Source organism: Microbacterium sp. SORGH_AS_0969, from assembly GCF_030818255.1.
Lineage (GTDB): Bacteria > Actinomycetota > Actinomycetes > Actinomycetales > Microbacteriaceae > Microbacterium.
Window position 1 is genome coordinate 1691868 of record NZ_JAUTAG010000001.1, and the last position, 24196, is coordinate 1716063.

The following is a 24196-nucleotide window of genomic DNA, read 5'->3' on the forward strand; positions in this document are numbered from 1 at the left end:
ATGGTCGAGATCATCCGGATGCCAGAGATCCTCGCCGGTGCAGAGGAAGCGGCTGTGCAGTCGTGGCTCGTCACGCCCGGTACGTCCGTCGTGCGGGAGCAACCCATCGCCGAGATCGAAACGGACAAGGCCAGCGTGGAATTGACCGCCGAGGCCGACGGCACGATCGGACGCCTCCTCGTCGCCGACGGTGACAGCGTGGCCGTGGGTGATCCCCTCTTCATTCTGCTCGGCGAAGGGGAGAGCGACGAGGACATCGACCGAGCCCTGTCCGTCCTCGGGCTGGGTGAGCTCCCCGCAGAGGTGGCCTCCGAGATCAGCGCTTCGTCTGCGACGGAGTCCGTCGAGTCGGCCGCCGCGTCGCAAACCGTCGCGCCGCAAACCGCCGCGTCTCAACCCGCGGCGGACGACGCACCCGATCCGGGACGACGGCTCATCGCCACCCCGCTGGTGCGGCGACTGGCCGTGCAGCACGCCGTGTCACTCGCGGATGTGCGGGGGACGGGGCCGAACGGTCGCATCGTTCGGCGCGACTTCGAGGCCCACCTCGCCCAGCGGGCGTCGGAGGCCGCCTCGAAGACCGAGCGTCCTGTGGCGACCACCGCTGCCGCGGCGGCGCCGATCGGCGTCACGGCGCCGCCTGCCTCGGCATCCGCCCGGCCCGGGTGGGACGACGTCCCCCTCGATCGCATGCGAAAGGCGATCGCTCGGCGTTTGACGGAGAGCAAGTCGACGGTGCCGCACTTCTACCTCGTCGCCGACTGCCGTGTCGACGCGCTGATGGACTTGCGCGCACAGGTCAACCGCAGCGCACCGCGCAAGATCTCCGTCAACGACTTGGTCGTGAAAGCGGTTGCGACGGCGCTGATGGAGGTTCCGCAGGCCAACGCGATCTGGAACGGCGACAGCATCCGTCGCTTCTCGTCAGCGGACGTTTCTGTCGCCGTCGCAACGGCGGGGGGTCTCACGACCCCTGTCGTTCGAGGGATCGAGAAGATGTCGCTCACTCAGGTCAGTGCGACCATCGCCGACCTGGCGAATCGTGCGCGCGAAGGGCGACTGAAGCAGGCGGAGATCGAGGGGGGCAGCTTCTCGGTGTCGAACCTCGGCATGTACGACATCTCCCAGTTCAGCGCGATCCTGAACCCGCCGCAATCGGGCATCCTCGCCGTCGGTGCCGCGCGCCGGATACCGCTCGTCGATGCCGACGGCCAGCTCGCTGTCGGTCAGGTCATGACCGTGACGCTCTCGGCCGATCACCGAGTGCTCGACGGCGCGGTCGCGGCCCAGTGGCTCGCGGCATTCCAACGTGCCGTCGAGAATCCGCTGGCGATCCTCATCTGACCAGACCGAACCGAAGGAAGAAGACCATGCCGACCATTCGCAGCATCGATCCCACGACGGGGCACGAACTGGCAGCATTCGACGAGGACGACGCCGACGTCGTCGAGCGCAAGCTCGCCGCAGCCCGTGCGGCGGTTCCGCTGCTGGCCGCAGCGGGGTGGGCGCGCCGCGCGGATTTCATGAACGTCGCGGCCGACCTGCTGGAGGCCGACCTCGAGAGCGTCGCCCGGCTCATCACCGACGAGATGGGCAAGCCCCTCGCGCAGTCTCGCGCGGAGGTGGGCAAGTCCGCCTACGCGATGCGGTACTACGCCGAGCACGCCGAGGAATTCCTCACCGGGCGTAGCCTCGACGCACCCTCCGCTGTGGGGGCCACGCGTGCGGGTACGCGGTTCGACCCCCTCGGCGTGGTGCTGGCTGTCATGCCGTGGAACTATCCCATCTGGCAGGTCGTGCGCTTCGCTGCACCCGCGCTGATGGCGGGCAATGCCGGCATCCTGAAGCACGCCTCCAATGTTCCTCAGGCGGCGCTTTATCTGGGCGATCTGTTCACTCGGGCGGGGTTCCCCCCGGGATCGTTCTCGACCCTCTTGATCAACTCCTCACGGGTCGCAGCCGTCATCCGCGATCCTCGGGTCGCGGCCGTCACCCTGACGGGGTCGGAGAACGCGGGACGCTCGATCGCGGCGACGGCCGGCGACGTGCTCAAGAAGGCCGTCCTCGAGCTCGGGGGCTCCGATCCCTTCGTCGTCATGCCCTCGGCCGATCTCGATGCCGCCGCTGACACCGCGGTCCGTGCCCGCACCAGCAACAACGGCCAGGCGTGCATCAACGCGAAGCGCTTCATCGTGCACACCGACGTCTACGAGGCGTTCGTCCACAGGTTCGCTGAGCGGATGGCGGCACTACGCGTCGGCGATCCGCATGAGGAGACCACGGATATCGGACCCCTGGCGACCTCGTCGGGTCGCGACGATATCGTCGGTCTCGTCGAAGACGCCCGGTCGAAGGGCGCGGAGATCATCGTGGGCGGCTCTGTCGACCCCGAGATCGAGGGGTGGTTCTACCCGCCGACCGTGATCGCGGGAGTCACCCCGCAGATGCGGCTGTTCACCGAAGAGGCGTTCGGCCCGGTGGCCAGCGTCTACGAGGCCACGTCGCTGGACCATGCGCTCGCGATCGCCAATGGGCTCGATTACGGGCTGGGCTCGGCCTTCTGGAGCACGGACGAGCACGAGATCGAGCGGGCGATCGAGGGGATCGAGTCGGGCGCGGTGTTCGTCAACGGCATGACGATCTCGTACCCCGAACTCCCCTTCGGCGGCATCAAGCGGTCAGGGTATGGGCGTGAGCTCTCGCTCGAGGGGATCCGCGAGTTCTGCAACCTGAAGACCGTCTGGGTCGCCTGAGTCTCGCCGTGGCGCGGTGAGCTGCGTCGCGACGACTCGCCATGGGTGTCGACGGGACCTTCGAGCGCAAAGGGGAGCACGACTCCTCTCGCTCGGAGGTCCTCGTCGTTCTTGCCGGAGGCCAGCGGGTCGCGCCGCTCCCGGACGCGCGTGGCGACCGTACAGCGGGTGCGCCCCGGGTCGCGTCGAGGTCGTGCTCTGCCCGTGGCAGCCGCGCGATGCGCCGCGGTGCCGCGTCGACGCTTCGTGCGCGGCCGGCGGCCTCGACGTGCCTCAGCGGTCGGGCATCCGGGCAGACCGAAGCCCCCGGGCGACGCCAGAGGCGACGACCGGGGGCTTCGGCAGACCAGTGCTCAGAAGGGCTGCACGGGATCCTCGACGCCGAAGAGCACCTTGCCGTAGACCTCGGCACCGATTTCGGGGTGCACGAGGGCGTGGCGGCTCGCGGTCTCGCTGTTACGCCAGAAGCGCTGGAGCGGGTTGATCTCGGCGAAGCTGAAGGCGCCGGTGATGCTGAGGCACCGGTTGATGGCCTTGCGAGACAGGGCAGCCGCCTGACCGTTGTCCATACGAGCACGGGCACGCTCTGCGATCGTCATCGGACGACGGTCACGTGCGGCCGCGTCGATCGCGGCGGCGGTGCGGACGGCGAGGAAGTACGCCTGATCCGCCTCCGACTGGGCCTTCGCCAGCTCGATCTGGTGCACGACGGAGTTCTTGGCGTGCTGGTAGACCGAGTACGTGACGGCCTTCTCGCCCGAGGCGATCGTCAGGTCGATCGCGCCGCGGGCCATGCCGATCTGCACCGAGCTCAGAATGATCTCGGCGACCGGTACGAACGAGGCGTGGTAGTTGTCTTCTTCGGCCCACACGCGCGGGTACTGCTCGGCGGCGAAGTTGCCGATGGGCTCGATGCGGTGGTCCGGAATGAAGACGTTCTCGACGACGAGGGTGTTCGAGCCGGTCCCGCGCATGCCCACGGTGTGCCAGGTGTCACGGATCGTCGCGTCGGACTTGGGGATGAGCACGAGCGAGTTGACGGGCAGGCCGTTCTCATCGGTGTCGGTACGCACCGGCACGATCGACCAGTCGGCGTAAAGGGAACCAGTGGAGTATCCCCACTCGCCCGACACGCGGATGCCACCCTCGACACGCTCGAACTTCTTCGTCGAGTTCGCCTGCATGAAGGGGCCGCCGGGCGAGAGCACCGCCGACACGAGGGAACGGGGGTTCGCCCCGAACACATCCTCCTGCGCCTGTTCGGAGAAGAGGGTGGCGAACCATGTCGAGGAGTTCAGCAGCGCCGACACCCAGCCCGTGGCGCCGTCGGCACGGCCGATCTCGGAGACGGCGTCGATGAATGTGCGGAAGTTCGCGCCGTACCCGCCCCACCGCTCGGGGATCGAGATGTGAAGGAGGCCGGCATCCTTCATCGCCTCGATGACCTCGTCGGCGACGCGACGGTTCTTCTCTCCCTGCTCCGCGTATTCGCGGATGAGAGGCTGCATCGCTCGCGCCTTCGCGACGATGTCATAATCAGGCCCGGGAGCGCCGAAAAATGCGTCCATGGTCTGCGCTTCTTTCAGTGAGGTGCTCACTATCACTCTCCTAACGAGGATGCGTCGACGTAGGTGTCGCGCTTGTGCAAACGATTGCTGTGCACTGATGTTATAGCGATCATCGTTACTTCGGTGTTTCGAATTCTGGACTTTTTTGGCAGCCCGTCGCCCCCTCACCCGATTCGATCCATCAGAGCCGTCGCTCTTGCGTTCTCGTCCACACCTGCTACAGTCGCGTTCGTGCGCCGACGGGGCGCACCCGGTTGGGATTGTTACGGATACACCGGCAAGACCCAAGCTCGATGAGTCGCTTCGCGGCTCGTATAGAGCTTGGGTCTCTTTTTTTTGCCCTTCGGGCGGCTGCAAAACCGTCCGCCGAAGATTCGAGGAAGAGTCATGGACACGACAACGAGGTTCGATCGTCTGGCGACGGAGGTGGTCGATGCGGTCGGCGGCGCGGGGAACATCCACTCCGTCACCAACTGCATGACCCGGCTCCGATTCGTCCTGAACGACCGTCAGCGCGCGGACAAGGACGCGGTGGAGAAGATCGACGGAGTGGTGACCGTCGTCGAGGGCGGCGGACAGTTCCAGGTCGTCATCGGCAACGACGTGGTCAAGGTCGCGGAGGCGCTCGACAAGCTGACCGACGCCCGGTCAGAGACGGCGCCCTCGCCCGCTGCGCCGGCCGCATCGAGGAACATCTTCAACCGCGTCGTCGAGCTGATCTCGTCGATCTTCCAGCCCATCCTCTGGGTGCTCGCGGGAACGGGTCTGCTCAAGGGGATTCTCTTCGCGCTCGCAGCGCTCGGCTGGCTGCCGCAGGACTCGCAGACCTCTGTCATCTTGAACGCCGGTGCCGACGCGGTCTTCTACTTCTTGCCGATGTTCCTGGCGATCACCTCCGCCCGGAGGTTCGGTGCGAGCCCCTTCACCGCACTCACTCTCGCCGGTGCGCTCATCTACCCGGCCATTACGGCCCTGGCTGCGGCCGACTCGGTGCACTTCCTCGGCATCCCTGTCATCATGACGACGTACACATCGTCGGTCATCCCCATCATCGTGATCGTCTGGGTGCAGAGTCACTACGAGAAGCTGCTGGGGCGGATCCTGCACAGCTCCATCCGCAACTTCATGACGCCGCTCATCGTCGTCGCGACCCTCTTCCCCCTCGCGCTGCTCACGATCGGCCCCGCGACCACGTGGCTCAGCGCAGCGCTGTCCGCAGGGCTCGCGCAGCTGTGGTCGTTCAGCCCGGCGCTGGCGGGCTTCATCGTCGGCGGTCTCCAGCAGCTCATCGTGGTGCTCGGCCTGCACTGGGGCGCCTCATCGCCCTCATGATCAACGACGTCGCCACCACCGGGCATACGCTCCTGCTGGCACCCTTCCCGGCGGCCGTGATGGCTCAGGGTGGTGCCGCGCTCGCGGTGTTCCTGCGCACGCGAAGCCGTCGGCTGAAGGCCGTCGCCGGACCCGCGACGGTCAGCGGCCTCGTCGCCGGCGTGACCGAGCCGATCCTCTACGGCGTCACTCTCCCCCTGAAGCGCCCCTTCGTCTTCGCCTCGATCGCCGGTGCGCTCGGCGGTGGCCTCGCGGCGTGGGGCGGCTCCGCTGCGGGAGCCGTGGTGGCGCCGTCATTCATGACCCTTCCCGTGTACCTGAACTACGGCAACTTCGCCCTGCAGGTGATCGGTACCGTCGGCGCCACCGTTCTCGCCTTCCTGCTCACGCTGGTCTTCGGCTTCAAAGACCCCATCGACGACGACAGTGCCGGAGTCGGTGCACCAAATGCCAAGGCCTCGGCATCCGTCCCCCTTGCTCCTGTCTCCGCAGGCGGCCTGCGTCGGACGGAGGCGCGCTCGGCCGGGTCGACGGCCTTCATCGACATCGCGTCACCCGTGGATGGAGAAGCGATCGACCTCGACGACGTCGCAGAGCCCGCCTTCTCCAGCGGCGCGATCGGACCGGGAGCGGCCGTGCGCCCGGCATCGGATCGGATCGTCTCACCCGCCCGCGGTCAGATCGTGAGCGTCATGCCGCATGCCTTCGGCGTCATCACCGATGAGGGCGTCGAGGTCCTCGTGCATGTCGGTATCGACACCGTCCGGCTCGAGGGGCGTCATTTCCATGCCGCTGTGGCCGCCGGCGATCGGGTCGAGGTCGGGCAGCTGCTCACGACCGCCGACATCGCGGCCATCGAGGCGGCGGGCTACGACACCACGACGCTCGTCGTCATCACGAACGAGGCCGACCCGACGAACGTCGAGGCGGCCGGCCGCGGCGTGGTCGCGGCATCCACTCCGCTGTTCCGCGTGCGCGCGTGACACTCCTCCTTCATCTCCCCTATCGAAAGGACCACGTATGACTCAGCTGCGATTCCCCGACGGCTTCCTTTGGGGCGGTGCCACCGCCGCGAATCAGATCGAGGGCGCGTTCGGCGTCGACGGAAAGGGTGCCTCCACCGCGGACTATGCCGCATTCAAACCCGAGGTGGAGAACGGCGCCGACAATTTCACGTTCAGCGTGAGCGCCGCCGACTTCGCGGCCAATCGGGCCGGTACCGACGGGGGCGTGCATCCGAAGCGATGGGGCATCGACTTCTATCACCGTTACCCCGAAGACATCGCGCTCTTCGCCGAGATGGGGTTCACCGCCCTGCGGGTCTCGATCGCCTGGACCCGAATCTTCCCCACGGGTCTGGAAACCGAGCCGAACGAAGCCGGACTGCAGTTCTACGACCGGTTGTTCGACGAAATGCTGGACAAAGGGATCACCCCCGTCGTCACGCTGTCTCACTTCGAGATGCCGGTCGAACTCGTCGATCGCTACAACGGGTGGCTGAGTCGCGAGCCGATCGCGCACTTCGTCCGCTTCGCGACCACGGTTCTCGAACGCTATGCCCACAAAGTGGGCTACTGGATGACGTTCAACGAACTCAACATGAACCTCACCGATGTCTACACGGGGGCGGGAGTACTGATCGAGCGCACGGATCGTCCTCTGCACGAAGTCGCGTATCAGGCGAGCCATCACCAGCTCGTCGCGAGCGCGCTCGTGGTCGCCGAGGCTCGTCGCATCCTGCCCGACGGAGGCCGCATCGGCATCATGGTCAATCGGATCGAGACCTACCCCGCCACCCCGAAGCCCTTGGACGCCTTCCAGGCGGTGAAGGAGGATCAGCGCAATCTCTTCTACACCGACGTGGCCGTGCGAGGGGAGTACCCCGGCTACATTCGGCGATACTTCGCCGATACGGGTATCTCGATCGAGGTGGACGACTCCGATGCCGAGGCGCTGCGAAACGGCACGATCGACTACATCGCTTTCAGCTACTACGTCTCGCACGTCTCGCTGTACCGTGACGGGGCGGACGACGAGTACGGTTCGCTGCTCGGCGCGGTCAAGAACCCCTACCTCCAGGACGGGAGCGAGTGGGGATGGCCGATCGACCCTGTCGGCCTGCGTTCGAGTTTGAACCGCATGTACGACCGCTATCAGTTGCCGCTGTTCGTGGTCGAGTGCGGCCTGGGCGCGATCGACACCGTCGAGGCCGACGGCTCGGTCCACGACCCGTACCGTATCGACTTCCTGCGCCGGCACATCGAGCAGATCCGAGAGGCCATCGCCGACGGCGTCGAGGTGGTGGGGTTCACCTCGTGGGGGCCGATCGACTTCCCCTCGTCCGGCACCTCGCAGATGAGCAAGCGTTACGGTTACATCTACGTCGACCAGGACGATTACGGGCAAGGATCCCTCACCCGGATCCGCAAGGACTCGTTCTTCTGGTATCGCGACCTCATCGCCTCACACGGCGAGAACCTCTGAGCCGAAGCGCCCGGGCCGGGGTGTCCCCTCGGCCCGGGTTCCCGACAGACCGCGGAGTCATTCACCATGCAGGTTGTGCGCGTCTTCAACAACTCGGTCGTCCTGGCGGTGGACCGCCGCGGGATCGAGCAGATCCTGATGGGTCGCGGCGTGGGGTTCCACGTGCGGGCGGGTTCCACCGTGGACATGCGTCTCGTCGAGAAGCGGTTCACCCCGGGGCCCTCCGCCAGCGTCGAGCGCATCGTCGCCCTGCTGCGGGACATCCCCTCCAAACACCTCGCTCTCGCCGACGAGGTGTTGCGCGTGGCGCGCGGCATCCTGGGCAAAGGTATCGGCGGGCACGTCCTGCTGCCCCTGGCCGACCACATCTCCTTCGCTTTGCGACGCGTTGCAGAGGGCACCACGCCGATCGACTACCCGTTGCGGTGGGAGGTGCGACAGCTGTATCCCGCAGAGGCGGCGGTGGGAAAGCGTGCGCTCGACATCATCGAGCATCGAACTGGTATGCGATTGCCCGACCAGGAAGCCATCCCCCTCGCGCTGCACTTCGTCAACGCGCAATTGGGCGACGCCGATGTGAAGGCGGCCCTGCAGATGACACAGGTGCTGAGCCAGACCCTCGACATCGTCCAGAGCACCTTCGGTCTCGCGATCGACGAGGAGTCTGCGCCGGTCGCGAGGTTCGTCACTCACCTGCGTTTTCTGTTCGCGCGCGAACAGTCAGGGCGCATCGTCGCGGGGGACGGCGACGATTCCCTTCTCGAGGCGTTGCGGGCCTCGCGTCCCGACGCGTACGCAGCGGCGCAGCGCATCGCTGATCTCTTCGCCGCTCGGTTCGATCGAGCGCTTTCGACCGACGAGGTGCTCTACCTCACACTCCACGTCAGCCGTCTGACCATGTGACCGTGACCGTGACCGTGACCGTGGCGTGTTCGGGCGTCGGAACGGTGGCGGTGGCGGTGTCGGATCAGAACTCGCGCAGGCGACCGCCCGACCACCCGAACCACTTGTCGATGGCCACCCGCACGGTGACGAGCGGGTCTTCACGGGCCGGGTAGTCGGTGCCGAGGTAGTGGCGGGCGAGGCGGTCGATTCCGGCGAAGCCCTCGTCGGGCTCGATCGAGACGACGTGGCCCTGCAGCGACAGGTGGCTGCCGAAGTCGTCGGCGGCGAAGGCGGTCAGGGCGACGTGGCCGTTCTCGCGCAGGTGCTTCAGACGGGCGCGGTCGGTGTTCATGCAGAACATGAGGTGTCCGTCGTCGTCGAGGAGGTACCACGTCGCCACCGAGACGGGCTGCCCCTTCTTGTTCACGGTCGCCATCACGGCGGGGTTGGGCTTGCGCAGGAACTCGAGCGCAGCCTCGGGCAGAGGGGATTCCGGCATGTGTTTCGCCTTTTGTTATGGGTCGGTCAGCGGGAGAGGGCTTCGTCGACGGAGTCGTCGGGGAGGGCCACCGTGACGGAAGTGTTCCACGGGTCGGTGAGGGTGACGGCGCGACCGTCCGCGGCGAAGGGGATGGCCTTCTCTCTCAGTCGCGCGACGAGCGCCTCGAGCTCGGTCGGGGTGGGCACGGTGATCGACACGTCGCCGAGCCCGAGGCTCGCCGCGCGGGGGCCGGCACCGGCACTGCGCCAGGTGTTCATGGCGACGTGGTGGTGGTATCCGCCCGCCGAGGCGAAGATCGCACCGGGGATGTCGGACTGCGTCGTTTCGAATCCGAGCGCGTCGACGTAGAACGCCCGCGCCCGGTCGACGTCGCCGACCTGGAGGTGCACGTGCCCGACGCGTCCCGCGCGGGCGGGTGTGGCATCCCCCTGCGACGGTGGCAGGTGGCGACGCAGATAGTCGTTCGGATCCAGGTACTCCGTCGTCATCCAGATCGCGCGTCCGAAGCGGCCCCACTGCGAACGGTCGCGGTCGATGTACAGCTCGACATCGTTGCCCTCGGGGTCGGTGAAGTAGAACGCCTCGCTGACGTGATGGTCGCTCGACCCGGCGAACCTGCTTCGCGGATGCTGCGCGGCGCGATAGACGGCGGATGCCAAGGAGCCCGGGTCGTCGAAGAGCAGCGCGGTGTGGAACAGGCCCGCCTCGCCGGGGCGCGCGACCGGGAGATCGGGGGTGTGGACGAGGCGGACGAGGGGGGTGTCGGCCCGCCCGAGCACGCGGTGCACCTCGCGACCGCGGGCACGCTCCTGCAGCGGCTCCATCGAGAAGGCCGAGGAGTAGTACTGCGACATCATCTCGAGGTCGGCGACGCGCAGGGTCACAGCCCCCATCGTCGTGTCGGGGTGAAGGATGCGGTCGTCGGTGGCGATGGTCACGAGGAACCTCCGGTGCTCGGGCGTCTCGGGGTCAGCGGATGACGGCGAAGCCGGCGTTCCAGCCGACCTTCTCGCTCACGGCGAGGGTGAGCTGCAGGAAGCCGATCGCCTCGAGTTCGCGGGCGCGGCTGAGGGAGCCGGCGTCGAGGGCGGCGACTCCGCCGGCGGTGACGGCCGAGATGAGCACGTTCTTGGCGGCGTCGTCGTCTCCGGCGACGAGGACGGTGGTCGCCACCCCGCCCAGCTGCGCCGCCGAGAGGGTCGCGGCGAAGTTCGTGTTGAAGGCCTTGACCACGGAGCTGTCGGGCAGCTTCGCCTGGAGCTCTGCCGCGGCGGAACTGTCGGCGGGGACCAGGAGCGAGTCGAAGGTCTCGAAGTTCAGGGGGTTGCTGATGTCGACGACGACCTTGCCGGCGAGTCGGTCGCCCACGGTCGAGAGGATCTCCGCGATGGCGCCGTAGGGGACGGCCAGGATCACGGCGTCGGTGTCGATCGCCGCTGTCGCGAGCTTGTCGTGGCTGACGTGCACGACGTCGTTACCGCCCGCGGCGAGCACTCCTCCGATCGCGCTGCCCATGTTGCCGGTTCCGATGATGGTGAAGCTCGACATCTCGTCTGTCCTCTCTGCCGGGGGCCCTCGGTCGACGGCCCGGTTTGTTGTACCTGCAACTATACGACATGTACTTGTAGGTGCAACCAAAGATAGGATCGAAGGTATGCACGCTTTGAGCCACGAGGAACGCGTCGCGATCGCGCGGCTGCGGGCACTGCTCGAGCTCCTGCCCACCGCGCTCGATCGTCACCTCGTCGACGCGGGCGTGACCGCGTTCGAGTTCTCGCTCCTCGAGGCGCTCGCCGAGGCCGACGGCAACCGGATGCGGCTCACCGCCCTCGCGGCCCGTACCAACGCCACGCTGCCGCGGCTCTCGCGCGTGGTCAGCGGGCTCGCCCAGAAGGGGCTCGTGCACAAGGCCGCGTGCGAGGAAGACGGTCGCGCCACGAATGCGCTCCTCACCGACGAGGGGGCGCGCGTGTACGCCCGCAGTCGGCCGGGCTTCGACGCGGCCGTGCGCGAAATGATCCTCGACGCGCTCGAGCCCGGCGGAGTGAAACGGCTGGCCGACATCTCGTACGCCATCCTGGGCAGGCTCGACCCCGATCGTCGGATGGCGGTGACCGCCGAGGCGGACGTGTGCGCCGCCGACCCGGCCGACGCGGAGGGGTGCCCGGCCGACCCCGCGGGCGAGCAGAGCGCCGGAGGCGCGCAGGCGTGCCCGGCGGATCCCGCGGCGTAGCCGGTCGCTCGCGGGCTACGCGGACGCGACGGGACGGGTCGTGTCGTCGGGACGCCCCATGCTCGTGGCGAGTCGCTCGATGTGCACCGTGAGGTACAGCACCTCTTCGTCGGTCAGGGTCGACCCGGTCGCCGCGAGCACGTAGGCCTTCACGCCCTCGGCGATGCCGAAGGCGCGGGGGTAGCGGTGCTTCGCGAACTCGAAGAACGACGAGTCGCCGCTGGTGAGCATCGCCCGGTTCACGAGTCGCTGCAGCAGGAACCGCACGTGCAGGATGAATCGCGCGTAGTCGGGGCTCTCGGTGTCGAGAACGACTCCGAAGCCCGTCTCGACCGTGCGGACGACGTGCTGCACGCGGCGGAACAGCAGCGCCGCGGTGCCGTTGGGCTCGTCGCGCGTGGCGTTGAGCAGGTGCATCGTGAGGAACACGCCCTCCTCGGGCGGAAGCTCACGATCGAGGGATGCCGCGATCGAGGCCGCCATGCGCTCCGCGGCGCGCGACTCGTCGGGGTGGAGGATCCGCAGCTCGGGCATCGAGGTGCCGGGGATGCGGATGCCCTGGTCGAGGCGTTCGATGACGTAGTTCACGTGATCGATCACGGCGAGCGGCAGACGCCGCCCGAGGTCGCGCCCGAGGTCGCGCTCGGCCTGGTCGACGGCGTGCAGGACCGCCTCGACGAGCGCGTACGGGGCGTCGGTGAGGAGCTTCTGCGCGTGCGCGGTGTCGCTGCCCTGCTCGAGAACGAACGTCTTCTCGACCTTGGCGGGGTCGATGCGCCCGTCGTGCTTGAGCTGGAAGCCGATGCCCCGCCCCATCAGCACGCGCTCGCGACCGTCGGCGTCGATCGCCACGACGACGTTGTTGTTCAGAAGCTTCTGGACGCCGCCGGGCGGGAGGGAGACGTCACCGGCACCGGGCATGGGATGAAGTTTAGGGCGGTGGCGTCGCGCGTGAGTTGCCGCGGTTTGTCGCTTGGTGCTGCTCGTGGTGGCGATGTGCGGCAAGTGTCCGTGCGGGCGCTCGTGAGTTGCCGTGCGTTGTCGCGTGACTCCGCGTGAGGCGACCAAGTGCGGCAACTCACGCGCCTGCGCCGCGCCCAGCCACGGCGCAGGCGCGGCCGGTACCCTGGAAACCATGACTGACCAGCCCCCCGTGCGCTCCACCACGCCCCGGCAGGCGCGCCCCGCGGGGGCGCCGGCCGACACCGGCATCCGCGAGACGCGTCCTCGGACCGCTCCGGCACGCCAGGTGCGGCCGAAGACCGAAGGCTGGCAGCAGGCAAAGGACGAGACCGGGCGTCCGCTGCTGCAGTTCGCGAGCCCCAAGCGCGGCAAGCCGCCCGTGCACCTCGCCGACATGACCGCCGCGGAGCGCGTCGAAAAGGTGAAGGAGCTCGGCCTCCCCGGCTTCCGCGCGAAGCAGCTCGAGAAGCACTACTTCACGCACTACACCTCGGATGCCGCCGACATGACCGACCTCCCGGCATCCGGTCGCGAAGAGCTCGTCGCGGGAATGCTGCCGCCGTTGCTCACCGAGGTGCGCCGGCTCGAGACCGATCGCGGCGACACGATCAAGTTCCTCTGGAAGCTGCACGACGGCGCCCTCGTCGAGTCGGTGCTCATGCGCTACCCCGGCCGCATCACCCTGTGCGTGTCGTCGCAGGCGGGCTGCGGCATGAACTGCCCGTTCTGCGCCACCGGGCAGGCGGGCCTGACGCGCAACATGTCGGCGGCCGAGATCATCGAGCAGATCGTGCGCGCCAACGCGCTCATCGCCGCCGGTGGCCTGGGCGGCAAGACCCTTCGACAGGCTCAGGGACCCGGCCAGGTGCCCGAGCGCGTGAGCAACATCGTCTTCATGGGCATGGGCGAGCCGCTCGCGAACTACGCCCGCGTGATGCAGGCCGTGCGCGTCATGGTCGACAAGGAGCACGGCCTGGGCATGAGCGCCCGCGGCATCACGGTGTCGACCGTCGGCCTGGTACCCGCGATCAAGAAGCTCGCCGACGAGGACATCCCGGTGACCTTCGCCCTCTCGCTGCACGCGCCCGACGACGGTCTGCGCGACGAGCTCATCCCGGTGAACTCCCGCTGGAAGGTCGACGAGGCACTGGATGCCGCCCGCGCCTACTTCGACAAGACCGGGCGCCGCGTCTCCATCGAATATGCCCTGATCAAGGACATGAACGACCACGCGTGGCGCGCCGACCTGCTGGCCGACAAGCTGAACGCCCGCGGTCGCGGCTGGGTGCACGTCAACCCGATTCCTCTGAACCCGACCCCGGGCTCGATCTGGACGGCATCCGAGGTCCCCGTGCAGAACGAGTTCGTGCGCCGCCTCAACGACGCCGGCATCCCGACGACCCTCCGTGACACCCGCGGCAAAGAGATCGACGGCGCGTGCGGCCAGCTGGTGGCGACCGAAGAGGACGAGGTCGCCGCCGCGGCGACGCCGGTCGGCTGAGGCTCGCGGCGGATCCTCCGGTTCGCGGGGGACGGTGTACGCCAGGATGAGGACGATGCGTACCTTCTTCACCCCGCGCCTGCTCGTGGCGGCCGCCGTCGCGGCGGTCCTGTGGATCGCCACCGCCGGAATCCGCGACGCCCTGCTGCAGATCCCGAACGGCGTCGCCCAGCTGTCGAGCATCCTGCCGGAGCTGGTTCCGACGAGCCTGACCGCGTACCAGAGCGGCGGTTTCGGCGTCGTCGCGACCATCGTCGGCGGTGTCGTCCTCTTCGTCGTCTTCGTGGCGCTCGCCGCGGTGCTCCGGCGTCACGGGGCGACGGTGCTGACATCGTGGTTCGCTCTCGTTCTCGCCGCCGCCCTCGTGGGGCTGGGTTTCGACCTCGGTGCGGGGTGGTCGTGGATCGTCTCGTTCGGCCCGCGTGGGCTGTTGTCGAGCGGCTTCGGTGTCGCGACCGCCGCGGGGGCCCTGTGGGGGCTCGCGGCGGGCTGGATCCCTGCCCTCATCGCCCGAGGGACTGCGGCGGAGTCGGCACCCGCGCGCACACCCGCGTGGTTCCTGCCCGCCGCCGCCGTCGCGCTCGTGGGTGCGGTCGTCGCGGGCGCGGTGGCCGACGCCGGCCGCGAAGCCGCGATCGAGGCCGAGGTGGCCGCGCAGCAGGAGATCGACGCCGCCTCCAGCTTCGGTGCGCTCCCCGATCCGGACGCGCCCGGGGTGCCCGTGCCCGAGACCGCCGACGCGGTCGTGCCCGACGATCCGCAGTGGTGCACCGAAGACAGGGCCACCGTCCTCAAGGGCGAGCCCGACGCGGCGACGGGGCATCGTGGCATGCCCTTGCGCCTCTTCAACTTCTCGGAAGAACCCTGCGTCATCGAGGGATACCCCGACATCGCGTTCGGCGACCAGAACGGCCACCTCCTCGACGTCACGATCGAGCACGGCGGGTCGTTCATGGCGCAGGACCCCGGCCCGCAGCGCATCGAGATCCCGGCGGGAGGCGAAGCCGTCACCGTCCTCGGCTGGGACGCGGCCTCGCCGCACGGGGCGCTCGTGACGAATACGGTGTGGGCCGCGCAGACACCGGGCATGGTGCGCGGATCGTGGCCCCTCGAACTCGACATCGTCGAGGGCTCGACCGTCGCCGTCACGGCGTGGACCGTCGACGTCGATCCGACCAGCCCGGGCTGACCCGGGACTCCCGTCGCTCCCCTTTCGCCCCGCGACTCCCGTCTCCCTCTCCCCCGGGGGATACTCGCGTCTCCTTCCCTGAAACGCTGACTTGCGTCTTGTGCTCGCGGCGCCCGCGTCTCGGCGGACATATGACGCAAGTCATCGACGGGGGCCGGCGGCGGGGCCGGCGGGGGTCGGCGGCGGGCGGCGGGGGCCGGCGGCCGGCGGGCAGCGGGCGGGCGGCGGGTGGCAGCGGGGGAGGCAGCGGGCGGCGGGCCGTGGAATCCACCGATCGATGGATGCCGAGTCCACCGGCCCGTCGTTCCCGTCGGGCGCGCGCCCGGTCAGACTGAGGGCATGAGCGAGAACGTCGTGCGGGTGGAGAACCTGCGCAAGACCTACCGCGGGGGCCTCGAGGCGCTGCGCGGGGTGAGCTTCGACATCCGCCGGGGCGAGACGTTCGCGCTGCTCGGGCCCAACGGCGCCGGGAAGAGCACCGTGATCGAGATCCTCGAGGGCTACCGTGATCGCACGAGCGGCGAGGTCAGCGTGCTCGGCGTCGACCCGCACCGCGGCGGCCTGGAGTGGAAGGCGCGCCTCGGCATCGTGCTGCAGAACACCGGCGAGGCGCCCACCGCGACCGTGCGGGAGCTGCTCGCGCACTTCGCCTCCTTCTATCCGCGGCCCCGCGACGTCGACGAGGTTATCGCCGCCGTCGGTCTGAGCGACAAGGCAAAGGTGAGCGTCCGCAAGCTCTCGGGCGGGCAGCGGCGGCGCGTCGACGTCGCCCTCGGCATCGTCGGCCGCCCCGAGCTGCTGTTCCTCGATGAGCCGACCACGGGTTTCGACCCCGAGGTGCGCCGTCAGTTCTGGGATCTCATCCGCAGCCTCCAGGCCGAGGGCACGACGATCCTGCTCACCACGCACTACCTCGACGAGGCCGCCGAGCTGGCGGAGCGCGCCGCGATCCTCGTCGCCGGGGCCGTGGCATCCGTGGGTCTCATCGACGAGCTCGGGGGTGCCGATGCGCGCGTACCCCTCGTGCGCTGGCGCGAGGGCGGAGTAATGCGTGAAGAGCGCACCGACGACCCGGGGGCGTTCGTCGCGGCGCTCTTCGCGCGCGGCGGGGAGCCCGAGCGGCTCGAGGTCGTGCGCCCGAGCCTCGAAGACGTGTACCTGTCATTCCTCGGTGCCGACCAGCGTCGCACGGCCGCTGGAGGTGTGGCGTGAGCCGCGTGCTGCGGCTGGGGGCCGCGCGCATCGCGTTCGAGGTGCGGTCGTACTTCCGTCAGGGCGACTCGGTGTTCTTCACGTTCCTGTTCCCGGTGATGATCCTGCTGATCTTCTCGGTGGCGTTCAGCGGTTCGACGTTCGGCCCGCCCGGGTCGGAGATTTCCGCGCCGGAGTTCTACCTTCCGGCCATGCTCGCCGCGGGTGTCCTGCTCTCGGGGCTGCAGAACATGTCGATCGACATCGCGATGGAGCGCAGCGACGGCACGCTCAAGCGCCTCGGCGGCACACCCCTCAGCCCCGTGTCGTACTTCATCGGCAAGCTCGGACAGGTGCTGGTCACCGGCTTCCTGCAGTCGGTCCTGCTGATCGCGGTCGCCGCGGTGTTCTTCGGCGTGCCGCTGCCGACCGAGCCCGAACGCTGGCTGACCTTCGCGTGGGTGTTCGTGCTGGGGGTGACCACGTGCGCGATCCTCGGTATCGGTTTGTCGGCGCTGCCGCGCACCGGGCGCAGCGCCACGGGCGTCGTCATCCCGATCGTGCTCCTGCTGCAGTTCATCTCGGGCGTCTACATCAACTTCGCCGCCCTGCCCGAGTGGCTACAGAACGTCGCCAGCGTCTTCCCGCTGAAGTGGCTCGCGCAGGGCTTCCGTTCGGTGTTCCTGCCCGAGGGTTTCGCCGCCGCCGAACCTTCGGGCTCGTGGGACCACCCGCTGATCCTGCTCGTGACGCTGCTGTGGCTCGTGGTCGGTCTCGCCGTGGTGCGCGCGACGTTCCGCTGGGTCCGGAAGGACGCGTGATGGCTCGCGCGACCACGCGGGATGCCGGGACCTCCGTCGTGCGGGGATGGTCGCTCGCCTACGGAGTGGCGGGTGCGGTGGGCGTGATGATCGTCGTCGTCGCGGCCCTGTGGGGGACCGTTCCGTGGTCGTCGGCGGTCATCGCGCTCGGGGCCGTTACCGCGCACGCCGCGATCGTGCTGGCGGCGCTGCCGCGCGTGCTCGACGGCGACGGGTCGCCGGCTGTGGCCACCGTCGTGGCGGTGTCGGCCGTCGTCCTGCTGCCGACGGCTGTGATGGCGGTTCCCTGGGTCGCGATGCTGCAGTTCGCCTCGTATCCGTTGCTGTGGGTGATCTCCTCGTCCCGGCGGACCGCCATCGCGTGGACCGCGGCGTCGACCGTGCTCGTGCTCGTCGCCCTGGCCTGGGGCGGCGATGCCGACACGTGGATGCGCGCCGCCCTCATCCAGGCGATGGCGTTCGCGGGCAACGTGGGCCTCGGGCTGTGGTTCACCGCCGTGTATCAGCACGGTGTCGAGACCCAGGCCTTGCTCGACAAGCTGACCGCCGCGCAAGACGAGGTCGCCGTGCTGCACCGCGACGCCGGCGTCGTCGCCGAGCGGGAACGCCTCGCCGCCGAGCTGCACGACACGATCGCCCAGACGCTTGCGGGCACCGTGCTGCTCGCCCAGCGCGGACGGCGCGACCTGGCGGCGGGCGTGCTCATGGACTCGACGCTCGCTCTGGTCGAGGAGGCCGCGCGCGAGGCGCTCGCCGAGACTCGTGCCCTCGTCGCGGCGGGTGCCCCGGTGTCGCGCGGCCAGGGGCTGGCTGAGGCGCTGAAGGTCCTCGTGTCGCGGATCGCGCGGGAGTCGGACCGTGACATCGCGGTGCGGGCGGATGCAGTCGGCCCCCTCGACCGCGAGAGCGAGGTCGCTCTGCTCCGCTGCGCACAGGAGGGGCTGTCCAACGCCCGCCGTCATTCCGGGGCTCAGCGCATCGAGGTCGCACTCGTCGAGGCCGATGAGGCCGTCGAGTTGCGCGTCGCCGACGACGGCGCGGGGTTCGACCCGGCTGCCCGGGTGGACGGGTTCGGTCTCGAGGGGCTTCGGGCGCGACTCGCGTCGCTCGGAGGCGAGCTCCACGTCGACGGCACCCCGGGTGCCGTCGTGCTGACCGCCCGCGTGCCGCGTGAGACGGTGGGTTCATGATCCGCGTCGTGATCGTGGACGATCATTCCATCGTGCGGGCCGGGCTCGCCGGCATCCTGGAGACCGCCGACGACATCGTGGTCGTGGGGGTCGCTTCCGACGGGGTCGAGGCGGTGGCGGTCGTCGAGAGCGAGCGCCCCGATGTCGTGCTGATGGACATGAGGATGCCGCGGCGCGACGGCGACGAGGCCACGGCGCTGCTGCGTGAGAGCGTGCCGTCGGCACGGGTGATCGTGCTGACGACCTACGAGAGCGACGACGTCATCGTGCGGGCGATCGCGGCCGGGGCCGCGGGGTATCTGCTGAAGGCCGCGCCCGAGGCGGAGCTGCTCGCCGGGGTCCGCGCGGTGGCCGCGGGCGAGGTCGCGCTGGCTCCGAGCGTCGCCCGAGTCTTGGTCGCTCGCGCGGGTCGCCCGGCCGAGAAGCCCGTGCTCACCGCGCGTGAGGTCGAGGTGCTGGGCCATGTCGCCCAGGGGTTGAGCAATCGCGAGATCGGGCGGCGACTGCACCTGGGCGAGGCCACCGTGAAGACGCACCTGTTGAAGGCTTTCGCGAAGCTCGACGTCGCCGACCGCACCCGTGCCGTGACGCGCGCGATGGAGCTCGGCATCCTGTGACGCACGGCTCCGCGAGCGGCGAAGAGGTGTTTCCTCGGGATTAAGTTTTCATCTCGCACTGAAACTTCTGAACGTTTCTTATTGATCATCGGTGAGCGCGGGTGTTCGCTGGGCGCAGTTCCACCTGCATCCCACCTTGGGCGCGGAACGCCGCCCTTTCCCGAGAGGCTCCTGATGAAGAGAAGAATCGCGCTCGCCGTGCTGGTCGCCGGCGCGCTCGCGCTCGCCGGCTGCTCCGGCGGCGACGGTGGTGACACCGGCTCCACCGACACATCCATCCGCGTGGCCGTCACCGACCCGCAGCAGCTCATCCCCGGCCGGCAGTCCGTCGCCTACGACTTCAACATGGCCGTCTGGTCGCCGCTGGCCTTCCTGCAGTCCGACGGCACCCTCCAGGACGTCCAGGCCGCGTCCATCGAGTCGGACGACGCCCAGACCTGGACGATCACGCTCCGCGACGGATGGACGTTCCACGACGGGACCCCCGTCACGGCCAAGAGCTACGTCGACTCCTGGAACGCCGTCGCGTACGGGCCCAACGCCTTCGAGAACTCGGGGCAGTTGGCATCCATCGTCGGATACAGCGATCTGAACCCCGCCGACGGTGCGCCCACGACCACCACGATGTCGGGCCTGACGGTCGTCGACGACCTCACCTTCACGGTGAAGCTCGTCAGCCCCGACGGCCAGTTCCCGCTGCAGGTCACGCAGGCGCAGACCGCGTTCTTCCCGATGCCCGAGTCGGCTCTTTCGGACTTCGACGCCTACAACAAGCACCCGGTGGGCAACGGCCCGTTCCAGATGACGGGTGACTACGTCGAGAACGAGCCGATCACGGTGTCGGCCTACGACGGGTTCAAGGGCGAGGCGCCGACCGTCGACCAGATCACCTTCGTGCCGTACACCGACTCGGAGACCGCCTACACCGACGTGCTGGCCGGCAACCTCGATGTCGCGGGCGTGCCCGCGAGCCGTCTCCTCCAGGCCGGAAGCGACTTCGGCGACCGGCTCTATTCGTTCGAAGCGCCCGGCATCTCGTTCCTCGGCCTTCCCCTGTGGAACGCCCAGTACCAGGACGTGCGCGTGCGTCAGGCCCTGTCGATGGCGATCGACCGCCAGACGATCATCGATCGCATCTACGGCGGCACCTACACCCCCGCCACGGCGTGGACGCCCGCGATCGAGCCCGGGACCCCGACGGGCATCTGCGGGAAGTACTGCGAGTACGACCCCGACGCGGCCAAGGCTCTGCTCGCCGAAGCCGGCGGGTTCAGCGGACCGCTCGAGATCACGTACCCCGGCGGTGGGGGACTCGATCCGCTCTACGAGGCGATCGCCAACCAGCTGCGCCAGAACCTGGGCATCGACGCGACCGCGACGCCGACCGCGGACTGGGCCGAGTTCCTGCAGAAGAGGACGGATGCCAACCTCAGCGGGCCGTTCTTCTCGCGCTGGGGTGCGCTGTACCCGAGCCAGCAGGCGACACTGCGGGTGTTCTTCATCGAGGGCGGCGGCTGCGCCAACTGCATCCCCTTCTACAGCCCTGAGGTCGCCAGCGCCATGCAGACCGCCGACGCCGACCTGACGGGCGACGGCACGGCGTACGCCGATGTGCAGAGCATCATCCAGAAGGAGTTCCCGGCGGTGCCGCTGTTCAACGAGACGTACTCGTACGTCACCTCCGAGCGCGTCGCCGATCTCGTGAGCTCCCCGGTGGGCAACCCGACCTACCGAGCGATCCAACTGCGCTGACCCCTCGGCCGGCGCGCGGGACCCCCGCCCGCGCGTCGGCCGTCGACCCACGGAATCCCGATGCCTTCACCCACCCTTCCGCAGCCCGCCCTCACCGGCTTCCCCACGGTCGACGCCCTCGAGGCGGCCTTCCTCGCCCTGTCCGAGAACGCGCCGCACCTCGTGCGGCGCCGCATCCTCGGGTGGTCGCGGCTCGGCGAGCCCATCCCCGTCTACGCGATCGGCGACGGGCGCGCGCACGCCGTCATCGCGGGGGGCGTGCACCCGAACGAGCCCATCGGCTTCCACACCGCGCTCACTCTCGCCGAGCGGCTCGTCGCCGACGAGGGGCTCCGGAGAGAACTGGGGATGACGTTCCACATCGTGCCGTGCATCGACCCGGACGGCACACGCATGAACGAGGGCTGGTTCGCCTCCCCCGGCGACCGCGGCTCCTACGGGCGGGCCTTCTACCGTCCGGCACCCGACGAGCAGGTCGAGTGGAGCTTCCCTCTCTCCTACAAACGGCTCCACTTCGATCGGGTGCTCCCCGAGACCCGCGCGCTCGCGGATCTGTTCGACGAGGTCGAGCCGGCCCTGTTCGTCGGATTGCACAATGCCGAGGTCGGCGGCGTCTACTTCTACGTGAACCGCGACGACGACGCGCTCGTCCGGGAGCTTTCGGCGATCCCTGCCCGCCACGGCCTGCCACTCGACATCGGCGAGCCCGAGTCGCCCGACCTGGTGCGCCTGGGCGACGCCGTGTTCCGCTGCCCCACCGTCGCGGAGCGGTACGACTACCTCGAGGGTCTCGGACTCGACCCGCTCGCCGAGGTGTCGGGCGGAGGCTCGGCCGACTATCTGCAGCGCCACGGCACCCTGGTCATGGTCGCCGAGCTTCCGTACTGGACGCACGACGACGTCGTAGACGAGGGATCGGGCGGGATCTCGTACCGCCGCATCGTGCAGGACCGCGCCGAGGCGCTGAGGGCGCTCGGCGAGACCCTCGGGGGCGCGCTCTCACGGGTCGACGCGCACCTGACGATCCCGAGCCCGATGCTGCGCGGTGCGAGGGCCTTCGCCCCGCTCATGACGGCGCTCGCCGATGCGGAAGACGAGCGGGCGCGGCGCCTGGCCGTCGACCGCATCGCGACGCGGGCGGAGGTGTTCTCGAACGAGGATGCCGTGAGGTCTTTCCGTCTGCGGTTCGGCGGCATGCTGCTCCGAGCACTCGAGGTGGAGTGTGCGGCGGGCGTCGCCCACGACACGGTCCGTCGCGAGCGCGATGCCTTCCGCGATGTCTACGAGGAGTGGGTCGCCGAGGCGGAACGCGTGCCGCTTCGGGCGCTGCCCCTCGCAGACCTGGTCGGTGTGCAGCTCGACGCCGTCCTCGCGGCCGCCCGCGCGGCGGTGATCGCGTGAGGTTCGCGCGCGCCGCGGGCGCCCGACTGATCGAGGTCGGCATCGTCTTCCTCGGCGTCACCTTCATCATCTACGCGATGGTCTGGGCGCTCCCGGGCGACCCGATCGCTGCTCTGGGCGGCGACCGCCCGCTTCCGGCCGCCGTGGTCGCCGAGCTGCGCCGCCAGTTCCACCTCGACGATCCGCTCCTGCTGCAGTACCTGCGCTACCTCGGCGGGCTCTTCACCGGCGACCTGGGAACCACGTTCGACGGCGTGCCCGTGGCCGATCGCATGGCCGCGCGCTGGCCGGTGACGATCACGCTCGCGATCACGGCGTGGGTGATCGAGGTCGTGCTCGGCGTGCTCCTCGGTCTGGTGGCGGGGTTGCGCAAGAACAGCTGGATCGACCGCGGCGTGCTGCTGACCACGATCCTCGCGACGTCCATCCCCATCTTCGTCGTCGCCGTGGGGGCCCAGCTGATCTTCGGACTCCAGCTGAAGTGGCTGCCCATCGCGGGTACGACGGCGGGATGGCCGACGGCCTACATCCTGCCGGCGGCCGTCATCGCGATCTTCGGTCTCGCCGCGATCGCCCGCCTCATGCGCGGCAGCGTCATCGACACGCTCCAGTCCGACTTCGTGCGGACGCTGCGGGCCAAGGGGGTGCCGCGTCGGACGATCGTCGGCACGCATGTGATGCGCAACTCCGTGGCTCCCGTGCTCACCTTCGTCGCCATCGACCTCGGGTACCTCCTGGGCGGCGCGGTGGTGGTGGAGGGGGTGTTCAACCTGCCCGGTATCGGACAGCTGCTCTTCACCGCCATCCGTACGCACGAGGGTCCGACCGTGGTGGGGGTCGGCACGACGCTGATCCTCATCTTCCTGGCCCTCAGCCTGCTGGTCGACCTCGTCAACTCCGCCCTCGACCCGAGGATCCGCCATGTCTGAGATGATCGCCGCCACCGCGCCCGACGCGCCGACCCTCGTCGACCGCGGCCTGTGGTCTGTCCTGCGCCGTCGCGTGACCTTCTGGGCGCCGGTCATCGTGCTGGCCCTCCTGGGGCTGATCGCCCTGCTGCCCGGCCCGATCGCGATGCTCTTCGGCAGCGGTGACCCCCGCGCGTGCGATCTCGTCGACAGTGCTCTGCCACCGGGCCCGGGGCATCCCTTCGGCACCGACCTGCAGGGCTGCGACATCTACGCGAACGTCGTCTTCGGCACGCGCACCTCGCTGTCGATCGGACTGCTGACCACCGCGCTGTGCCTCGTCGTCGCGATCGTGCTCGGCACCATCGCCGGCTACGCCGGAGGCATCGTCGACACGGTCATCTCGCGACTGACCGACGTGTTCCTCGGGTTCCCGTTCATCCTGGGCGCGATCATCGTGCTCAACAGTCTCGGCAAGCCCGACCCCGTGCTCGTCTCTCTCGTGCTCGCCTTCTTCTCATGGCCCACGATGGCGCGTCTCGTTCGAGGCGCCGTGCGCAGCGTGCGCGGCACCGACTACGTGCGCGCCGCGTCGGTCATCGGGCTCTCGCACGTGCAGATCGTCGTCCGCCACGTGCTCCCCAACGCCATCGGGCCCGTGCTGGCGATCGCCGCGACGTTCGTGGGCAGCGTCATCGTCGCCGAGTCGACACTGACCTTCCTGGGTGTGGGGCTGCGCGCCCCCACAATCTCGTGGGGTCTGCAGTTGGCGAACGCGCAGTCGTACGTCGGCACGGCCCCGCATATGCTCCTGTTCCCCGCGCTCTTCCTCAGCATCACCGTGCTCGCGCTCATCACCCTGGGCGACACCGTGCGCGACGCCCTCGACCCGAAAGGACGCTGACC

22 protein-coding genes are annotated in these 24196 nt (G+C 69.1%); 17 read left to right on the plus strand and 5 right to left on the minus strand.

Annotated features, from left to right (window positions below; translation table 11 throughout):
- Both QE388_RS07875 and QE388_RS07880 read left to right on the plus strand, forming a co-directional pair.
- On the plus strand, positions 1-1344 hold the full coding sequence (locus QE388_RS07875) for a dihydrolipoamide acetyltransferase family protein (RefSeq protein WP_275800230.1): 1344 nt from the start codon (positions 1-3) through the stop codon (positions 1342-1344).
- Positions 1345-1370: 26 nt separating this feature from the next.
- Positions 1371-2753: an aldehyde dehydrogenase family protein gene (locus tag QE388_RS07880; protein ID WP_275800228.1), complete on the plus strand. Its 1383-nt coding sequence runs from the start codon at positions 1371-1373 to the stop codon at positions 2751-2753.
- Between the two features lie 353 nt (positions 2754-3106).
- Here the strand turns inward: QE388_RS07880 and QE388_RS07885 are convergent, their stop codons facing one another.
- Positions 3107-4351, minus strand: a complete 1245-nt coding sequence (locus QE388_RS07885; RefSeq protein ID WP_307384582.1) for an acyl-CoA dehydrogenase family protein — start codon at positions 4349-4351, stop codon at positions 3107-3109.
- Between the two features lie 357 nt (positions 4352-4708).
- Between QE388_RS07885 and QE388_RS07890 the strand changes: the two genes are divergently transcribed.
- The 4 genes from QE388_RS07890 to QE388_RS07905 all read left to right on the plus strand — a co-directional run bounded on the left by QE388_RS07890 (position 4709) and on the right by QE388_RS07905 (position 9040).
- Positions 4709-5653 carry a PTS transporter subunit EIIC gene (locus QE388_RS07890; RefSeq protein ID WP_307384583.1) on the plus strand — a complete coding sequence of 315 codons (945 nt, stop codon included), beginning with the start codon at positions 4709-4711 and terminating at the stop codon, positions 5651-5653.
- Positions 5650-6636: a glucose PTS transporter subunit IIA gene (locus tag QE388_RS07895; RefSeq protein ID WP_307384584.1), complete on the plus strand. Its 987-nt coding sequence runs from the start codon at positions 5650-5652 to the stop codon at positions 6634-6636. The genes QE388_RS07890 and QE388_RS07895 overlap by 4 nt, the downstream gene beginning before the upstream one ends.
- Positions 6637-6673: 37 nt before the next feature.
- Positions 6674-8137 carry a glycoside hydrolase family 1 protein gene (locus tag QE388_RS07900; RefSeq protein ID WP_275800222.1) on the plus strand — a complete coding sequence of 488 codons (1464 nt, stop codon included), beginning with the start codon at positions 6674-6676 and terminating at the stop codon, positions 8135-8137.
- Positions 8138-8203: 66 nt separating this feature from the next.
- Positions 8204-9040: a PRD domain-containing protein gene (locus QE388_RS07905; RefSeq protein WP_275800220.1), complete on the plus strand. Its 837-nt coding sequence runs from the start codon at positions 8204-8206 to the stop codon at positions 9038-9040.
- A 64-nt stretch (positions 9041-9104) separates the two neighbouring features.
- On the opposite strand, the gene QE388_RS07910 is transcribed toward QE388_RS07905, so the two are convergent.
- The 3 genes from QE388_RS07910 to QE388_RS07920 form a co-directional block, all read right to left on the minus strand.
- Entirely contained in the window at positions 9105-9521 is a 417-nt protein-coding gene (locus QE388_RS07910) for a pyridoxamine 5'-phosphate oxidase family protein (RefSeq protein WP_275800218.1), read from the minus strand.
- Positions 9522-9547: 26 nt separating this feature from the next.
- Entirely contained in the window at positions 9548-10417 is an 870-nt protein-coding gene (locus QE388_RS07915) for a VOC family protein (RefSeq protein WP_307387085.1), read from the minus strand.
- 76 nt (positions 10418-10493) lie between these two features.
- Complete coding sequence (locus QE388_RS07920; RefSeq protein WP_307384586.1) at positions 10494-11072, minus strand: NADPH-dependent F420 reductase; 579 nt, start codon at positions 11070-11072, stop codon at positions 10494-10496.
- Between the two features lie 106 nt (positions 11073-11178).
- Between QE388_RS07920 and QE388_RS07925 the strand changes: the two genes are divergently transcribed.
- Entirely contained in the window at positions 11179-11757 is a 579-nt protein-coding gene (locus tag QE388_RS07925) for a MarR family winged helix-turn-helix transcriptional regulator (RefSeq protein ID WP_307384587.1), read from the plus strand.
- Between the two features lie 15 nt (positions 11758-11772).
- Here the strand turns inward: QE388_RS07925 and QE388_RS07930 are convergent, their stop codons facing one another.
- Complete coding sequence (locus QE388_RS07930; RefSeq protein ID WP_307384589.1) at positions 11773-12678, minus strand: PRD domain-containing protein; 906 nt, start codon at positions 12676-12678, stop codon at positions 11773-11775.
- A gap of 214 nt (positions 12679-12892) precedes the next feature.
- On the opposite strand from QE388_RS07930, the gene rlmN reads away from it, so the two are divergent.
- From rlmN to QE388_RS07980, 10 genes are all read left to right on the plus strand, one after another.
- The gene (rlmN, locus tag QE388_RS07935; RefSeq protein WP_307384591.1) at positions 12893-14221 is read left to right on the plus strand and encodes a 23S rRNA (adenine(2503)-C(2))-methyltransferase RlmN; all 1329 of its coding nucleotides are present in this window, start codon (positions 12893-12895) and stop codon (positions 14219-14221) included.
- 55 nt (positions 14222-14276) lie between these two features.
- Complete coding sequence (locus QE388_RS07940) at positions 14277-15410, plus strand: DUF4232 domain-containing protein (protein WP_307384592.1); 1134 nt, start codon at positions 14277-14279, stop codon at positions 15408-15410.
- Between the two features lie 339 nt (positions 15411-15749).
- A complete protein-coding gene (locus QE388_RS07945; protein WP_275800863.1) occupies positions 15750-16622 on the plus strand; it encodes an ABC transporter ATP-binding protein in 873 nt (290 codons plus the stop codon).
- Complete coding sequence (locus QE388_RS07950; RefSeq protein WP_275800862.1) at positions 16619-17422, plus strand: ABC transporter permease; 804 nt, start codon at positions 16619-16621, stop codon at positions 17420-17422. The genes QE388_RS07945 and QE388_RS07950 overlap by 4 nt, the downstream gene beginning before the upstream one ends.
- Positions 17422-18612, plus strand: a complete 1191-nt coding sequence (locus QE388_RS07955) for a sensor histidine kinase (RefSeq protein ID WP_275800861.1) — start codon at positions 17422-17424, stop codon at positions 18610-18612. The genes QE388_RS07950 and QE388_RS07955 overlap by 1 nt, the downstream gene beginning before the upstream one ends.
- Positions 18609-19229, plus strand: coding sequence for a response regulator transcription factor (locus tag QE388_RS07960; protein ID WP_275800860.1), 621 nt, complete (start codon positions 18609-18611; stop codon positions 19227-19229). The genes QE388_RS07955 and QE388_RS07960 overlap by 4 nt, the downstream gene beginning before the upstream one ends.
- A gap of 174 nt (positions 19230-19403) precedes the next feature.
- On the plus strand, positions 19404-20981 hold the full coding sequence (locus QE388_RS07965) for an ABC transporter substrate-binding protein (RefSeq protein ID WP_275800859.1): 1578 nt from the start codon (positions 19404-19406) through the stop codon (positions 20979-20981).
- 60 nt (positions 20982-21041) lie between these two features.
- Complete coding sequence (locus tag QE388_RS07970) at positions 21042-22382, plus strand: M14 family zinc carboxypeptidase (RefSeq protein WP_307384596.1); 1341 nt, start codon at positions 21042-21044, stop codon at positions 22380-22382.
- Positions 22379-23311 (plus strand): ABC transporter permease, encoded by a 933-nt coding sequence (locus tag QE388_RS07975; protein WP_058595434.1) that lies wholly within the window; start codon positions 22379-22381, stop codon positions 23309-23311. Before QE388_RS07970 ends, QE388_RS07975 begins: the two co-directional genes overlap by 4 nt.
- Complete coding sequence (locus tag QE388_RS07980; protein ID WP_307384598.1) at positions 23304-24194, plus strand: ABC transporter permease; 891 nt, start codon at positions 23304-23306, stop codon at positions 24192-24194. The genes QE388_RS07975 and QE388_RS07980 overlap by 8 nt, the downstream gene beginning before the upstream one ends.
- The last annotated feature ends 2 nt before the right edge of the window (positions 24195-24196 follow it).

Bases quoted from the DNA above. Each gene is read 5' to 3' on its own strand.
- QE388_RS07875 (WP_275800230.1), top strand. From the start codon at position 1: ATGGTCGAGATCATCCGGATGCCAGAGATCCTCGCCGGTGCAGAGGAA.
- QE388_RS07880 (WP_275800228.1), top strand. From the start codon at position 1,371: ATGCCGACCATTCGCAGCATCGATCCCACGACGGGGCACGAACTGGCA.
- QE388_RS07890 (WP_307384583.1), top strand. From the start codon at position 4,709: ATGGACACGACAACGAGGTTCGATCGTCTGGCGACGGAGGTGGTCGAT.
- QE388_RS07895 (WP_307384584.1), top strand. From the start codon at position 5,650: ATGATCAACGACGTCGCCACCACCGGGCATACGCTCCTGCTGGCACCC.
- QE388_RS07900 (WP_275800222.1), top strand. From the start codon at position 6,674: ATGACTCAGCTGCGATTCCCCGACGGCTTCCTTTGGGGCGGTGCCACC.
- QE388_RS07905 (WP_275800220.1), top strand. From the start codon at position 8,204: ATGCAGGTTGTGCGCGTCTTCAACAACTCGGTCGTCCTGGCGGTGGAC.
- QE388_RS07910 (WP_275800218.1), bottom strand. From the start codon at position 9,521: ATGCCGGAATCCCCTCTGCCCGAGGCTGCGCTCGAGTTCCTGCGCAAG.
- QE388_RS07915 (WP_307387085.1), bottom strand. From the start codon at position 10,417: ATGGGGGCTGTGACCCTGCGCGTCGCCGACCTCGAGATGATGTCGCAG.
- QE388_RS07920 (WP_307384586.1), bottom strand. From the start codon at position 11,072: ATGTCGAGCTTCACCATCATCGGAACCGGCAACATGGGCAGCGCGATC.
- QE388_RS07925 (WP_307384587.1), top strand. From the start codon at position 11,179: ATGCACGCTTTGAGCCACGAGGAACGCGTCGCGATCGCGCGGCTGCGG.
- QE388_RS07930 (WP_307384589.1), bottom strand. From the start codon at position 12,678: ATGCCCGGTGCCGGTGACGTCTCCCTCCCGCCCGGCGGCGTCCAGAAG.
- rlmN (WP_307384591.1), top strand. From the start codon at position 12,893: ATGACTGACCAGCCCCCCGTGCGCTCCACCACGCCCCGGCAGGCGCGC.
- QE388_RS07940 (WP_307384592.1), top strand. From the start codon at position 14,277: ATGCGTACCTTCTTCACCCCGCGCCTGCTCGTGGCGGCCGCCGTCGCG.
- QE388_RS07945 (WP_275800863.1), top strand. From the start codon at position 15,750: ATGAGCGAGAACGTCGTGCGGGTGGAGAACCTGCGCAAGACCTACCGC.
- QE388_RS07955 (WP_275800861.1), top strand. From the start codon at position 17,422: ATGGCTCGCGCGACCACGCGGGATGCCGGGACCTCCGTCGTGCGGGGA.
- QE388_RS07960 (WP_275800860.1), top strand. From the start codon at position 18,609: ATGATCCGCGTCGTGATCGTGGACGATCATTCCATCGTGCGGGCCGGG.
- QE388_RS07965 (WP_275800859.1), top strand. From the start codon at position 19,404: ATGAAGAGAAGAATCGCGCTCGCCGTGCTGGTCGCCGGCGCGCTCGCG.
- QE388_RS07970 (WP_307384596.1), top strand. From the start codon at position 21,042: ATGCCTTCACCCACCCTTCCGCAGCCCGCCCTCACCGGCTTCCCCACG.
- QE388_RS07980 (WP_307384598.1), top strand. From the start codon at position 23,304: ATGTCTGAGATGATCGCCGCCACCGCGCCCGACGCGCCGACCCTCGTC.